A 15182-nucleotide genomic window follows, 5' to 3' on the forward strand; every position below is an offset into this window, starting at 1 on the left:
ACTTGCCTTTTAGAAAAGTAAAAAGATTAAAATTTGAATTTAATAATGACGTTACACTGAGTAATTATTATTTAAATCACTTTTTCCATTTCATTTTATTATTGGTATCGCGTGATGAAATAATGGTTTCATCACTGCTTTGAATCCCGCCCAATTTAGAGAGTCGGTCATAAAGAACAACATTACAGGTTGCCGCTAAATTCATACAGCCGATAGTAGGAATATACACCACTTCGTCGCACCATTTTAAAACATCTTTGGGCACAGAGCCGTCTTCTGGACCAAATACATAAAATGCGTTCTCAGGGTGAGTAAATTCGGGCAAAGGAGTGGCGCCTTCAATTAACTCAATTACCACTACTTTTGCATCTTTTGGCTTGACTGATGCTAAATCGTCAGTGGCGGTTAATGGAATGCGTTGCACCACATTTTTCGTATCCGTATGAAATTTTTGTGCATTTAAATAACGGTTGCCGGTAAAAAAAACCTGCTTGGCGTCATAACAACCTGCTGCGCGTAATACACCACCCACATTGGTTGGGCTTTTAGGGTTTATTAAACCAATACTTGCTTGTAACTTACTCACTAGTTGCAATCCTTGGTTGGCCACTCGGCAATATACAAGTCAAAATCGTCTAATTTTACATCACAATCTTTTACTGTTTTATCTTTGACTGAAATGTTTAGCTCATGCATTTTAGTTTTATCGCCGTTATTAAGTAACGGGTGCCACGTTGCTAAACCGCGCCCTTCATGAAGACGGCGGTAGCTACAGCTTTGTGGCATGAAAAAGATGTCTTTTAGGTTTTCTTTAGTGAGTTTAACACACGAAGGGACTAATGTTTGGCGGTTTTCGTATTCACTACAGCCACAGGTATTGTTATCAAGGTATTGACAAACAATGTTGGTAAATATTAGTTGCTCGCCTTCTCTTAGCTGATCGGTAGCAGTAAAGTCATCTTCGTCTTCACTGTCAATAAAGGTGTTTAAACAACACTTTCCACATCCATCACAAATGGCTTCCCATTCTTGCTGGTTCATTTCATTCAGGCTTTTACTAAGCCAAAATTGGGTATTTGCTAATTGTTGATCAAACATGGTGTTCTCGCCCCTTTTAAGAGCGCGCATTCTAACGTATTGCAGCAAAGCGCGCAAAGCCAATCCCTAATATCTGCATGGCTTCGCGCGATTTTATTACTGCTGAGATTTAACCCAACGTTTAATTTTTTTCTCCAGAATAGGCATAGGTAGTGCACCATCAATCAATATTTGCGTATGAAACGCTTTAATGTCAAATTGCTCACCTAATTGCTGGTGGGCGTAATTTCTGAGCTCTTTAATTTTAAACTCACCCAATTTGTACGATAGTGCTTGGCCTGGCCATGCAATATAGCGCTCAACTTCAGCAATAACATCACTTTTTGCCATTGAAGAATTTGCTAGCATGTAATCAATGCCTTGTTGACGTGTCCAACCTTTGGCATGAAATCCTGTATCAAGCACTAATCGCATCGCTCTTAGCTGCTCATCGCTAAGACGCCCGTACCACATATACGGGTCGGTAAATAAGCCCAATTCTTTGCCTAAGCTTTCTGCATATAATGCCCAGCCTTCAGCAAACACGGTATAGCCGCCAAATTTACGAAAATCGGGCAAGCTTTGCACCTCTTGTTGCAGCGCTATTTGAAAGTGATGACCAGGAGCGGCTTCATGAATAGACAGTGTTTCGAGTAAAAACTTAGGCTGCGCTTTTAAGTTGTATGTATTGATGTAAAATATGCCTGGGCGCGAACCATCAGGAGCGGGTCCTGCATACGACGCTCCCGCAGCTGATTGGGCTCGATACGCTTCAACCGCTTTGACAACATAAGGTGCTTTAGGCTCAATATTAAATAACTTTGGTAAGCGAGCGTCTATTTTTAATTTTATCTTTTCATAGGCAGCAATTAACTCATCGGCCGTTTTGTAATAAAACTCATCGGAGTCACGTAAGTGGTTAAAAAAGGCTGATAATTCTCCTTCAAATTCGACGGTGTTTTTCACCGTTTTCATCTCACTTAAGATTCTTGCCACTTCACTTAAACCAATCTCATGAATTTCATCCGCTGATAAACTTAACGTAGTATTTTTCTTTATTTGGTATTCGTACCACGCTTTACCATTGGGTAAATCAGCATAACCAACAGAATCGCGGGCATAAGGAATATAATCGTTAAGTAAGAAATCGCTCATTCGCTGATATGCAGGCACTAATTTATCTAAGATCAGTGTTTTATACTGCGATTTTAGCTGTTGCTTTTCATCAGCTGAAAAAGAGTCGGGCATGGCTTTAATGGGCGAATAAAAGAGAGAATCTTCTGCGCTTGTAACAACATGCGCTTTAAATTGCGGGAGTAATTTTTTTGCTAATGGCATAGGCAGTACCACATCGTATTTAACGCCTTGCGCCATTGATTGTTCAACACTTGCAAGCCATTTAACGAAACCATCTGCACGCTTGATAAAATTTTCGTAGTCGGCAACAGTATTAAAAGGCTGAGCACTTTGTCCTGAACCAAATCCAGCGAAGGTATTATGCGCACCCGACATTTGATTTATCGGTAACAAATAATTTTTATATTGCATCCCCTCAAGCTTGAGGGCTAAATCTCGGGATAACACTTCAAAATTCAGTAGCGCTTGACCGGTCAGTTGTGATTCATCAATCAGGGATAAGCGTTGTTGATATTTTTTGTAGAAAGCGGCTTTCTTATCGCGATTAAGCTGCGATATTTCAGGCAAAAATTGATCATCAAATTCATGGCGGCCATTATAAGTAGCGCTTAATGGATTAAAAGCTAATGATTCATCGTAGTACTGAGCAACGAGCACATCTAATTGCTGCTCGGCTGATAATTCGCTTATTACAGGTGCAACTGACTGATTTGTGTTTAATTGTGAGCTGGTGCTCATACAACCACTTAAGGCAAACATAACGCTACTGGCAACCAGAGCTATTTTAATAACTTTCATAAATTCCCTTGTTAGTTTTTACCCGCCAATTATGCGGTTTTAAATAACTTAAATAAAGCAATTACGGTCAATGCTATTCGTCGCTACATTATTTACTCAATAGCGCATGGTTGCTACATTCAAGTGAATGAAAATAATTATAATGACTTAAACATGAAAAAACATTTATTGACTCTATCAATCGCATTAATGAGCTTAACCAGTGCAAGTACACTAGCCACAACCTATATATCGGCCAAAGCTTTGCTAGATGTTGAAACAGGCGAACTTAAGGCTAATCCTTTGATTGCCATAGATAAAGGTGTTATTAGCCAAATCCAATTTAATAAAAAGCCCAAGCTTAGCAGTAATGATGAACTGATAAACCTACCAACGCTTACCCTGTTACCTGGGTTAATGGACATGCACGTACATTTAACCAGCGATCCTACCGTCTCTCGAAGTGAACGTTTAGGGCAATCTGTTCCGCGAATGGCCATTAAAGCCAGCTATTTTGCTAAGCAAACCTTAGAAGCTGGATTTACTACAGTAAGGAACTTAGGTGCTGAGGGCTACAGTGTTATTGCGGTGCGAGATGGTGTGAATGCAGGTGATATTATCGGCCCACGTATCTGGGCTGCAGGGCCTTCTTTGAGCATTACTGGTGGGCACTGCGATAATAATCGCTTACCTCCAGAGATGAAATATACTGCCACCGGCGTTGCTGATGGCCCATGGGCAGTACGTATTAAAGTGCGTGAAAATATAAAATATGGCGCTAATGCAATCAAACTATGCGCCACAGGTGGGGTATTTTCTAAAGGAACAAAAGTCGGCATACAGCAATACGCCTTTGAAGAAATGAAAGCCATTGTTGATGAAGCGCACATGCGTGAATTACCTGTTGCCGCTCACGCACACGGCACTAACGGTATTAAAACGGCGATTAGAGCCGGTGTAGATAGTGTTGAGCACGCTAGCTTTCTAGATGATGAAGCGATTGCGCTTGCAAAAGAGCATGGTACTTGGTTATCGATGGATATTTATAATACAGAGTATACGCTGAGCTTTGGTGAGCAAAATGGTGTTGATGAAGAAAACCTAAATAAGGAACGTCTGGTATCAAAAAAACAACGTGATAGTTTTAAACGCGCTGTTAAAGCTGGGGTAAACATGGTATTTGGTACCGACGCAGCAATATACCCACATGGTGATAATGCTAAACAGTTTTCCCGTATGGTTGAATTTGGCATGAGTGAATTACAAGCAATTCAAGCGGCGACCATTAATAGTGCTAGATTATTAAAAGCTGATAAACAACTAGGGCAAATTAAAACTGGTTTTGCAGCTGATATCATAGCGGTAGATACTAATCCATTAAAAAACATTTCTACACTAGAGCAGATCCCGTTTGTTATGAAGGCGGGTGTGGTTTACAAACAGTAAGCCCAAACGTTTCTATAAGGTTGAGCACCGCTCAACCTTAAAATTTTTTGCAAATGTAGCTAAGCTGCTCGTTTAGCCATCAAAATTTTATTAAAAAATCTTTCTGCTAAACCAACTAACTACTGCAATCCCCCTTTGAAATTTTCAAATATGATTACTTTTAAATCACATTGAATAACAATCAAGCAAACGTACCTATTGAAGTAAAAAAAATTGAACTTTTTATTTAAATTTAAAATGATAACCATTATCATTCGCGCAAATTAACAAATGCGAATGGTTATCAGTTTATGAAAAGGTTTCAATACTCTCTCCTCACTCTAGCGTGTTTAAACGCAAATTTAGCAATGGCTAACGAGTCACAAGTTAATTCAGATATTGAACGAATTAGCGTTTACGAGCAACAAAACCGAGTAGTGATGAATTCTGGTTTAGCGACTAAATCAGACATGTCACTAATGGAAACCCCAGCACCCGTGGTTATTGTTGATAAAGCACTGATTGAATCACAAGGTATTGATAGTCTTCAGGACGTGATCCGCAATGTGAGTGGCCTAACTCAAGCGGGTAATAACTATGGCATTGGTGACAATTTAGTTATTCGTGGTTTGGGTGCTAATTACACTTATGATGGCATGTATGGCGGCGCAGGCTTGGGCAATACATTTAACCCTACTCGGTCTTTAACCAATGTTGAATCTATTGAAGTGTTAAAGGGTCCCGCTACTGGCTTGTATGGTATGGGTAGTGCCGGTGGTGTGATCAACCTCATTGAGAAAAAACCACAGTTTAACGAGCAACATACGCTAGAAATGGATATCGGTCAGTGGGATAGTTATTCGCTTGCACTCGATAGCACCAATGCAATAACCGACGATTTAGCTTATCGGGTAATGGCAAAAACCGCCTCTAGCGATGGCTTTCGTGATTTAAAAGAGCAGCGCGATGAAATTTACTCGTCTTTAAAATATGTGCTTAATGACCAACAATCTTTTGTATTGTCTGGGGCATATATTAAAGACGCTATTGCAGTGGATTCTATTGGCCACCCTATTCGTATTTTTAACAGTGAATCGGTTAACGGTTTAACTGCTGGAGAAGTATCAGGCGCCGATTTAGTTAATGACCCTACAGCAAGTGGGTTACAATTGAGTGAAGCACAACGAAATGAATTAGCTAACTCTTTGGCAAGCAATGATGGTTTAACACCCTTTAACTTTGGCACTAATGGCATAATATCACCGATGGCAAAGGATAACGAAGGTGAAGAGCTGCGTTTTAAATTAGCGCATAATTATTACATTAGTGATGATTTATTTTTAAATCAACAGCTACAGTATCGCAATTACACCTCAAGTTTTGCTCGTCAAACAGGTGCTTATAATTATGTTTATTGGAACCGACGCGGTGTAATTAACCAAGATCCACGCGCACCGTTAGTTGTAGATAATGTATTACATCCTTTTGCTGCAAGACGCCAAGAATATCGCCAAGTAGAAGCGGATGAAAAATCTTGGCAATACTTCTTAGATTTACGTTATGACTTTATGCTTGGTAATATAGAAAACGAACTACTAGTTAATGCCAACTATGAAGACCGTGATATTCGTTTTAAACAGTACTCTATTTATGATGCTGATAAGGTCATTAAAAACAATGACGGTGAAGTGATTTACCAAGGCGCACTGCCATATATTTTTGATATACGTCAACCAAATTGGCCTACAGGTGAATTTGCTGACTATGATCCGCTTAAAACCAGTGATTACAATAAAAAAGTACAAGCATGGGGCGTAGGCCTGCAGCATGTTGCTTATATTAACGACAAGATCACTACTCGTATTGGTGTTGCTCATAATCGCATAAAACAAAGTTATGAGCATTTTGGGGTAGACCCACGTTATAGCCAAAGCCGCGCAAATCCAACGCCTGAAGCAAACACATCAGACAGTGGTTTAACGTATAACTTAGGTGCTACTTATCAAGTAAACGCTGATATGGCTTTGTTTTTAAATCACTCGAAAGGACGCACAGCTTACAGTGTTCTTGGCTCTGTTGCTGGTAATGAAGCCGATAGAGACGATTCAGAATCAGTGAGTAACGATTTAGGCTTTCGTTTTAAAGCATTTGATGATCAATTACTAGCTTCGATTGTAGTATTTGAAAGTGCGCGCACTAATTTAGAATACGCCAATCCACTTTATGAAGCCGGCGTGTCAGCACCTAACGTAGTAGAGAGCTTTTTTGATGGCGAAGAACAGACAAAAGGTGTAGAGATTGATTTAAATGCCTATTTGAACGATCAATGGAAAGTTAATATTAACGGTGTTTATCAAGACGCCCGCGATAAAACTAATCCAAACAGCTCAAGCTTTGATACCCGCCAAAAAGGGGTGCCTTATGTAACAGCTAGTTCATGGGTTACTTACTCAGCAGCGCTGTTTGAATTACCACACGCAGTTGATCTAAGCGCAGGCTTAACATTCGTTGATAAACGCAGTACTAACTCAAGTTCATTCGGTATTGATAATGGTTACGTACCCGCTTATACCGTATATGATGCTGCAGTTAGCTATAAAGCTGATAACTGGCAGATGCAGTTAAACATTAATAACCTGTTTAATAAAAACTATTATTCTAAAGCCATGTTTTTAGGCGGAATGCCAGGTGAAGAACGTAATGCAAAGCTAAGCTTTAGTTACACACTTTAATAGTTTAATAATTTTAAAAGCACGGAGTTTCAATTGAAATACCGTGCTTTTTTCATGTAAAAACTTAATATTAAATCGTAACAACTATGCGGCCGTTTATTTCGCCTTTAAGCATGTCATCAAAAATTTCATTAATATCTTCAAGTTTTTTCTCTTCAATGATAGCTTTTACTTTGCCTTGCGCAGCAAATTCAAGACATTCTTGCAGGTCTTTGCGCGTACCTACAATAGAGCCAACCACTGAAACACCATTTAATACGGTGTCAAAAATTGGCAATGGCATATCTTCAGGCGGTAAACCAACCAATACACATTTTCCCCCTCGGCGAACACTTTTATATGCTTGTTCAAACCCAGGTTTTGATACTGCCGTACAAACAACAGCATGCGCGCCACCTACTTGCTCAAAAATGGCCTCACTGGGCACCACCTCTTTAAAATCAAGCGTAATATCAGCACCCAACTCTTTAGCTAGCGCCATTTTCTCTTTACCAGTATCTACCGCAATAACATTAAAGCCCATTGCTTTTGCATATTGCACTGCTAAGTGCCCTAAACCACCCACACCGACAATAGCAACCCATTGACCTGGTTTAGCGCCAGATACTTTTAAAGCTTTATACGTTGTTACGCCCGCACAAAATAAGGGGGCAGCTTCAGCAAAACCTAAACCTTCCGGTATTTTGATGATGTAGTCACCATGAGCTAAACAGTATTCTGCATACCCACCGTCAATAGAGTAACCCGTATTATGTTGCGATAAACACAAGGTTTCGCGCCCATCTAAACAAAACTCACAATGGCCACATGCGCTGTATAACCATGGTACGCCTACTCTATCGCCCACTTCTAAGTGCTTAATATTACTTCCTAGTTTTTCTATTACACCAACACCTTCGTGCCCAGGTACTAATGGCATTTTTGGTTTTACCGGCCAATCGCCATGACATGCGTGTAAATCAGTGTGGCACACACCACAAGCGGCTATTTTTACTAGGACATCGTTAGGACCTACTTCTGGGATAGGCAAATCGGTGATCGCTAACTTGCCTTTATATTCTGTATTTATTGCTGCTTTCATAGTCATTCCATCGTTTATAAAAAATTTTGTTATTCAACAAGGTCGTTAAATAACAATGTCATGTTGCATATCCGCAACATACCTCACTATAAATGCTTAGATATTAATCTATATCAATCATTAGTCGTAAAACGTGGCTTTTTATCCCAGCTTAAGTCTTGCCATACCTAACCAGCGTGCTAGCATAGATTTCATTTATTTTTGAAACTTGTAACAATGACATTATCAGAAAAAAACTTTGCCTTTGTAATGCATTGTGGTGAGATGGGCAGCCGCTGGGGATTTAATCGCACCATTGGACAAATGTGCGGTTTATTGATTATCACTAAAGACCCGATGACGGCAAATCAAATCGCTGATGCGCTAAGTATCTCTCGCGGTAACGTGAGTATGGGGATCAAAGAATTACAATCTTGGCAACTGATCAAAGTAATGCATATCCCAGGAGATAGAAAAGAGTACTATGCCCCTGCAGGCGATATTTGGGATATGGCAAATCGCGTATTCGAAGAGCGCAAAAAACGTGAAGTTGAGCCGACACTAAGTTTACTGCGGGATAACTTACTAGACGAAGCAAGTAACGACGATGAAATCTACGCTCAAAAACAAATGGGCGAAATCCATAACTTACTTGAAACAGTAACTAAATGGTCGTCAGAATTACAACGTTTAACTCCTGAGCAGCTTAATAAGCTAATGAAACTAGGTTCAGGGATTGGCAAAGTCATTGACCTAAAAGATAAAATATTTAAAAAAGAAATTTAGTCGATAGGTCACTCACAAAAAAGCCGCAATTTGCGGCTTTTTAGTTATTTGCTTTATTTAAATTTTTGGATAAGCAATTCTATCTGACAAATAGCCCACGCTGGTTGCAAAATAATATGACCGATTCCAGTGCATAAATACCTTGTAGTTGTCGTATGCTAAATACATGCGCCCATTTTCATCATCAGGCATCACTAGTGCAGCATCCACAGCAACATTTGGTAAATCGCTGCCATCAGCACGACGAACCCCTAATGCTTGCCAATCAGCGAGTGAGCGCTCTGAATTGTTCCAATATTCAAGCCATTGCTTACGTGTTTTAGTACCGCGCTTTAAAATATACTGCTGATCAAAATCAGCAGGTAATTGAACTTGGCGACCCCAGGTTAAGTTGTCATTCCAACCCTCTTGCTTTAAGTAATTAGCAATAGAGGCAAACGCATCTTCTTTGGTTGTCCAAATATCTTTACGGCCATCGTTGTTGTAATCTACAGCATAGGCATTAAATGAGGTTGGCATAAATTGAGTTTGCCCCATTGCACCTGCCCATGAGCCTTTAAATTTATCAAGCGTAATATGACCCGACTTTAATATGTCCAGTGCTGCCCATAATTGGCGCTTGTATAATGCTTCACGGCGCCCATCAAAAGCCAGTGTTACCAACGATGAAATCACGTTGTGGCCACCTTGAATGGCACCAAAATTACTCTCTAAGCCCCAAATAGCTACAATAAAGCGTGCTTGGACGCCAAAGTCTTTTGCGACCTTCTCTAAAACGTCTTGGTTTTCTTTGTACAACTTACGCGCGCGATCAATTTTCCATTGAGGCACTCGTTTTGGTAAATATGTTTCCAGTGTTTCTTTTACTTCAGGCTGATTTTTATCTGCTGAAATCACTTTTTCTTTGTAAGAAGCAGTGGCAAATGCTTGCTCAAGTAACTGAGTATCGTAACCTTTCGCTATTGCCTCTTGCTTTAAATTAGTAAGGTATTGTTGAAACTCAGCTTGGGTTTTTGCCATCACAGATGAGCTTAAACAGATACCACACAATACAACTGCTAATTTTTTAATCACTATCTACTCCGTTTTGTTTTCTTAATTCACTCAGCAAGTTTTCTTCTGGTGGCGGAATTTGTAAATAATAGCCTTGGTCGCTGAGCGACTGTTTTAAAGTGTCTAAATCCGCTACGCCTAGTTGAGTTCGCTTAGCTAAGTTAATGATCATCACGTACTGAGGTTGACCAAACATGGCCATTAAAGGTTCCGGAACTTTACTAAAATCGTCTCTTTTTTCAATAAATAAGAAAGTATCTGCTTTTTTCTTACTTTTATATACCGCAGTTAGCATTATGGCCCTATAAAATCTTGCTTAACAGTGCTACACACTATAACATGGCAATAATAATAAGTTATAAAAATTAGAGTGAAAACTACAATAAACGCCTTGTTCAGCCTAGGTTTATATAAAAATTTCACACTAACAAGACAATCCAGTTGAGCATCTATGTCGGACCAAATTTTTGAGCTAAAAGGCAACCTTTTTACGTTATCAGTTTTACATCTTTATAGTACTGATATCCCCCTTTTAGCAGAACAACTGTATATAAAAATAGCCCAAGCCCCAAAATTCTTTGAGGGTGCCCCCATTGTCGTGAATTTAATTGAAGTAAAAAATAATCCTATTGATTTTGTTCACTTAAAATCACTTATTGAACGTATGAGCTTTAATGCGGTGGGTGTATGTAATGGTTCTGATGAGCAGCACAAACAAGCGAAAGCTGCTGGCTTATCTGTTTTAAACTATTCACAAGACGTTAAGAGTGAACCTCCAAGAGTAGAGCCTAATACGTCAGTGGTTGAAAAAACCGTGTATTTACCAGCACAAATTATTAATGGTGCAGTTCGCTCAGGGCAACAGGTTTACGCCAAAGACCGTGACTTAGTGGTATTAGGCGCAGTAAGCCATGGTGCAGAAGTAATTGCAGATGGCAATGTACATATATATGGAACCCTACGCGGCCGTGCAATCGCCGGTGCGAAAGGGCTAGAAAACGCATACATTTTTTGTAATAAATTAGAAGCAGAACTCGTTTCAATCAATGGTAATTACTGGATCAGTGACTCACTGCAAGGTGAACACTGGGGTAACGCAGTTCAAATACAACAAAAAAATGAATCTTTAGAAATTTCAGCTTTGGTTAAAGGATAAATCTCATGGCAAAAATAATTGTCGTTACCTCGGGTAAAGGGGGTGTTGGTAAAACAACATCAAGCGCAGCAATTGGTACAGGCTTGGCATTGAAAGGCTATAAGACTGTTATCATTGATTTTGATATCGGCCTGCGGAATTTAGACCTTATTATGGGTTGTGAACGTCGCGTAGTGTATGACTTTGTCAATGTAATCAATGGTGAAGCCAACCTTAACCAAGCACTTATAAAAGATAAGCGTGTAGAGAAGTTATTCTTACTTCCTGCATCGCAAACACGCGATAAAGATGCACTCACACGTGATGGCGTTGAACGTGTTCTCAATGAGTTAAAAGAAGACTTTGACTACATCGTGTGTGATTCTCCGGCAGGTATAGAAGCCGGTGCTATGATGGCCATGTACTTCGCTGATGAAGCGATTGTAACTACCAACCCAGAAGTTTCGTCAGTAAGAGACTCAGATCGTATACTAGGAATTTTACACAGTAAATCTAAACGTGCTGAAGAAGGTTTGGAAAACATTAAAGAGCATTTGCTAATAACACGCTATAATCCAGATCGTGTATCAAAAGGTGAAATGCTATCTGTTGAAGATATCCAGGACATTCTAGCTATCGACTTACTAGGTGTCATTCCTGAATCTCAAGCAGTACTTAGTGCATCTAACTCAGGACAACCCGTTATTCTTGATGGCGAATCAGACGCAGGTCAAGCCTATGCTGATGCGATCAGTCGTTTATTAGGCGAGACGGTTGAATTTAGATTTTTAGATGTAGAGAAAAAGGGTTTATTCAAACGGATATTTGGAGGTTAATGTGTCTTTACTTGACTACTTCCGCTCAGAAAAGAAAAACAGTGCGTCATTAGCAAAAGAGCGATTGCAGATCATAGTCGCGCACGAACGTTCTCAGCGTGGTACACCTGATTACTTGCCGCAGTTAAAGCAAGATATATTAGATGTCATTCGCAAGTACGTGAATGTAGGCGCCGATGCAGTTCAAGTTCAGTTTGATCAAAATGAAGATGATTTAGCCGTACTCGAACTCAATGTCACACTACCTGACGAAGAAAAGAAATAATGATAAAGGGCGCTAAGCGCCCTTTATCATCTGTTTTTAACTCGTCTTGTAAACTTTATTTAATTATCCCACTCTTTGAGTGCACCTTTAAGATATTCATAGCGCCAAGAATTGAGTAAATCTGGTTTTATCTGCTGTGATTTTTGTTCATCTGTTAGCTTCCAGTTCCAACTTATAAGTTGATTCACTTGCTTTTTAGAGGCCATTACATCTTCTGGTATGTTGTGCTCTTTTGCAACCTTACTAATGTTTTGTTTGATCTCTTTCGCTACTTTTTTGTATGTAGGAAAATCAATTAAACGCTTTAGTACTTTTGGGTGCTGTTCAGGTGGGATAGCTTTAGCTTGCTCAATACACTTCAAAATTTCAACCCCTGAACGATTCACTTCAATAGGCTCAACACCCGGAATTTGTCTAAGCGCATTTAAGCTCGATGGGCCTCGCTTAGCGATTTCAGTCATGTTGTGCTCTTTAAGAACAAAATTAAGCGCAAGATTTTTACGAATTGCTTTATCTCTTCGCCACACGGCTAATTCTTTAAGTACAGCTAATTCATGCGGCTTAAGCTGCCATGCATTTTTAATCTCTTTATAAAGCAGTTCATCTGGTGTTTGAAAAGCACGCTTGTTTGCCACTAATTCACTTTCGTTAATAACAATATCAAATAAATCGGCCGCTTTAATGCTGTCTATAATTAACTCAAAACAAGGCAGTAAGTGAAACGTATCGGCCGCAGCGTATTCAAGTTGTTTTTGAGTGAGAGGACGTTGTAACCAATTGGTACGCGATTCACTTTTATCAATTTCAATATTCAACAAGGTTTTTACCATTAAGGCAAACCCCATACAGTTACCCTCCCCTAATAGCTGAAGTGCAAACTGAGTATCAAACAATGGATAAGGAACGAAACCTGCGTATTTTTGAAAAACTTCAATATCTTCTGAAGGAGAATGAAGTACTTTTAACACGTTTGGATCTTTAAGTATCTGCCAAAAATCAAACAAGGAAAGCTCTGCAAGCGGGTCGATGAGTGCTAAATGCTCGCCATCATAAACTTGAATTAGTGCAACTTCGGGATACAAAGTACGGCGGCGCATAAACTCGGTATCAATAGCAAGAATGGGTTTGTTTTTTATTTGTTCTACAAACGTATTTAGCTCATTTTGGGTTTGGATCAATTGGTAGTGCACTGAGTCTCCTACAATAAAAAAGCCGACTAATGTCGGCTTTTTTATAGTTGCTAATCTTTTAAGGCTCTTCTGAGAATTTTACCCACGTTAGTTTTAGGTAACTCATCCTTAAACTCAACGAGTTTAGGAACCTTATAATTAGTTAAATTATCACGACAATGTTTTATTATATCTTTTTCAGTTAAAGAAGGGTCTTTTTTCACAACAAAAACTTTAACTTGTTCACCACTAATGTCATGAGGAATACCAATTGCGGCAACTTCTAATACACCTTCGTGCATCGCAACCACTTCTTCAATCTCATTTGGGAATACATTAAAGCCTGACACAATGATCATGTCTTTTTTACGGTCAACAATATAGAAGAAGCCTTCATCATCGTATGTCGCAATATCACCGGTAGCAAACCAGCCATCTTTTAAACATTCAGAGGTTGCGTCAGGACGGTTATAATAACCAAGCATTACTTGTGGGCCTTTAACCCATAACTCGCCCGGTTCACCTTTAGCCGCTTCTTCACCGCTATCAAGCATTAGCTTGATATCGGTACTTGGCGCTGGTAAGCCAATAGAGCCATTATAAGACTCTAAATCATATGGGCTAATTGTAACTAATGGCGAACACTCTGTCAGACCATAGCCTTCCATTAATTTGCTGTTAGTGACCTTCTGCCATTTTTCGGCAACTGGACGTTGAACGGCCATACCGCCACCCAGTGACATTTTAAGGTTACTAAAATCAAGTTCAGAGAAACCTGGAGTATTTAATAAGCCATTAAACAGAGTATTTACACCTGTAATAGCTGTAAATTTATGCTGACTAAGCTCTTTTACAAATCCTGGCATATCACGTGGATTAGTAATTAAAACATTTAAGCCACCGTATTTCATAAATGCTAAACAGTTCGCTGTTAATGCAAATATATGATAAAGCGGAAGCGCAGTAATAACTACTTCACTACCACGGTCAAGCACTTTGTCTAAACAACCAGATACTTGCTCAAGATTACCTACCATATTGCCATGACTTAACATAGCGCCTTTTGATACACCGGTAGTTCCACCGGTGTACTGCAAGAACGCTAAGTCACTAAGGTTTACATCTGGACGTTTGTAACCAGTTGGATCTGCTTTTAACAAATCACAAAAGTTAATCGTGTTAGGTAATGTGTAGCTTGGCACCATTTTTTTGAAATGCTTAACGACAAAATTAACTAAATGCTTTTTAAGACCACCCATCATGTCACCGACTTGGGTAACCACAATATGTTTCACGTCGGTGTTGGGCAGCGCTTTTTCAAGAGTGACAGCAAAGTTAGCAAGTATAAAAATGGCTGATGTTTCAGAATCTTTTAACTGATGCTCTAACTCTCGTACGGTGTAAAGCGGGTTAACATTAACTACAACACATCCTGCACGCAAAATACCTAAAATAGCAATAGGGGTTTGCAACAAATTAGGCATCATCACAGCGACTTTATCGCCTTTTTTTAATCCTAAATCGTTTTGGATATAGGCGGCAACGCGTTTTGTTGCAGCATCTATTTCGTTGTAAGACAATGTTTTACCCATATTAGTAAATGCAGGTAAATCTTTGTATTCATTAAAACTTTTTTCAAACACTTCGAGTAACGAGTTGTAGTGCTCAGGATCGATTGTTTCAGGCATACCTTCTGGGTAGCGCTTAAGCCAGATTTTTTCCACTCTTAG

Annotated in this window: 14 protein-coding genes; 6 read left to right on the forward strand and 8 right to left on the reverse strand. The window is 39.4% G+C overall.

Annotation, left to right across the window (positions count from 1 at the left end):
- Positions 1-76: 76 nt before the first annotated feature.
- From FLM47_RS17385 to FLM47_RS17395, 3 genes are all read right to left on the reverse strand, one after another.
- Entirely contained in the window at positions 77-586 is a 510-nt protein-coding gene (locus FLM47_RS17385; RefSeq protein ID WP_178957115.1) for an RNA methyltransferase, read from the reverse strand.
- Positions 586-1098 (reverse strand): YcgN family cysteine cluster protein, encoded by a 513-nt coding sequence (locus FLM47_RS17390; RefSeq protein ID WP_138606494.1) that lies wholly within the window; start codon positions 1096-1098, stop codon positions 586-588. The genes FLM47_RS17385 and FLM47_RS17390 overlap by 1 nt, the downstream gene beginning before the upstream one ends.
- A gap of 96 nt (positions 1099-1194) precedes the next feature.
- Entirely contained in the window at positions 1195-3012 is a 1818-nt protein-coding gene (locus FLM47_RS17395) for a DUF885 family protein (RefSeq protein WP_178957116.1), read from the reverse strand.
- Between the two features lie 153 nt (positions 3013-3165).
- Here FLM47_RS17395 and FLM47_RS17400 point away from each other — a divergent pair, with 153 nt between their 5' ends.
- On the forward strand, positions 3166-4437 hold the full coding sequence (locus FLM47_RS17400; RefSeq protein WP_178957117.1) for an amidohydrolase family protein: 1272 nt from the start codon (positions 3166-3168) through the stop codon (positions 4435-4437).
- 290 nt (positions 4438-4727) lie between these two features.
- Positions 4728-7148 carry a TonB-dependent siderophore receptor gene (locus FLM47_RS17405; RefSeq protein WP_178957118.1) on the forward strand — a complete coding sequence of 807 codons (2421 nt, stop codon included), beginning with the start codon at positions 4728-4730 and terminating at the stop codon, positions 7146-7148.
- Positions 7149-7218: 70 nt separating this feature from the next.
- On the opposite strand, the gene adhP is transcribed toward FLM47_RS17405, so the two are convergent.
- Positions 7219-8229, reverse strand: a complete 1011-nt coding sequence (gene adhP / locus FLM47_RS17410) for an alcohol dehydrogenase AdhP (RefSeq protein ID WP_054201589.1) — start codon at positions 8227-8229, stop codon at positions 7219-7221.
- A gap of 216 nt (positions 8230-8445) precedes the next feature.
- Here adhP and FLM47_RS17415 point away from each other — a divergent pair, with 216 nt between their 5' ends.
- Complete coding sequence (locus tag FLM47_RS17415; RefSeq protein ID WP_010388849.1) at positions 8446-8994, forward strand: GbsR/MarR family transcriptional regulator; 549 nt, start codon at positions 8446-8448, stop codon at positions 8992-8994.
- 57 nt (positions 8995-9051) lie between these two features.
- On the opposite strand, the gene FLM47_RS17420 is transcribed toward FLM47_RS17415, so the two are convergent.
- Positions 9052-10068, reverse strand: coding sequence for a lytic transglycosylase domain-containing protein (locus FLM47_RS17420; protein WP_178957119.1), 1017 nt, complete (start codon positions 10066-10068; stop codon positions 9052-9054).
- Entirely contained in the window at positions 10061-10342 is a 282-nt protein-coding gene (locus FLM47_RS17425) for a YcgL domain-containing protein (protein WP_178957120.1), read from the reverse strand. Before FLM47_RS17425 ends, FLM47_RS17420 begins: the two co-directional genes overlap by 8 nt.
- 156 nt (positions 10343-10498) lie before the next feature.
- On the opposite strand from FLM47_RS17425, the gene minC reads away from it, so the two are divergent.
- The 3 genes from minC to minE are packed head-to-tail and all read left to right on the forward strand — an operon-like array spanning position 10499 to position 12283.
- Positions 10499-11203, forward strand: coding sequence for a septum site-determining protein MinC (minC, locus tag FLM47_RS17430; protein ID WP_138606506.1), 705 nt, complete (start codon positions 10499-10501; stop codon positions 11201-11203).
- Between the two features lie 5 nt (positions 11204-11208).
- Positions 11209-12018 carry a septum site-determining protein MinD gene (gene minD / locus FLM47_RS17435; RefSeq protein ID WP_138606508.1) on the forward strand — a complete coding sequence of 270 codons (810 nt, stop codon included), beginning with the start codon at positions 11209-11211 and terminating at the stop codon, positions 12016-12018.
- A 1-nt stretch (position 12019) separates the two neighbouring features.
- Positions 12020-12283, forward strand: coding sequence for a cell division topological specificity factor MinE (gene minE / locus FLM47_RS17440; RefSeq protein ID WP_008111532.1), 264 nt, complete (start codon positions 12020-12022; stop codon positions 12281-12283).
- Between the two features lie 59 nt (positions 12284-12342).
- Here the strand turns inward: minE and rnd are convergent, their stop codons facing one another.
- Together rnd and fadD are read right to left on the reverse strand one after the other, a co-directional pair.
- Positions 12343-13473, reverse strand: a complete 1131-nt coding sequence (gene rnd / locus FLM47_RS17445) for a ribonuclease D (protein WP_178957121.1) — start codon at positions 13471-13473, stop codon at positions 12343-12345.
- 50 nt (positions 13474-13523) lie between these two features.
- Positions 13524-15176: a long-chain-fatty-acid--CoA ligase FadD gene (fadD, locus tag FLM47_RS17450; RefSeq protein WP_138606512.1), complete on the reverse strand. Its 1653-nt coding sequence runs from the start codon at positions 15174-15176 to the stop codon at positions 13524-13526.
- Between the last annotated feature and the right edge of the window lie 6 nt (positions 15177-15182).

The organism is Pseudoalteromonas sp. Scap06, from assembly GCF_013394165.1.
Taxonomy (GTDB): Bacteria; Pseudomonadota; Gammaproteobacteria; order Enterobacterales; family Alteromonadaceae; genus Pseudoalteromonas.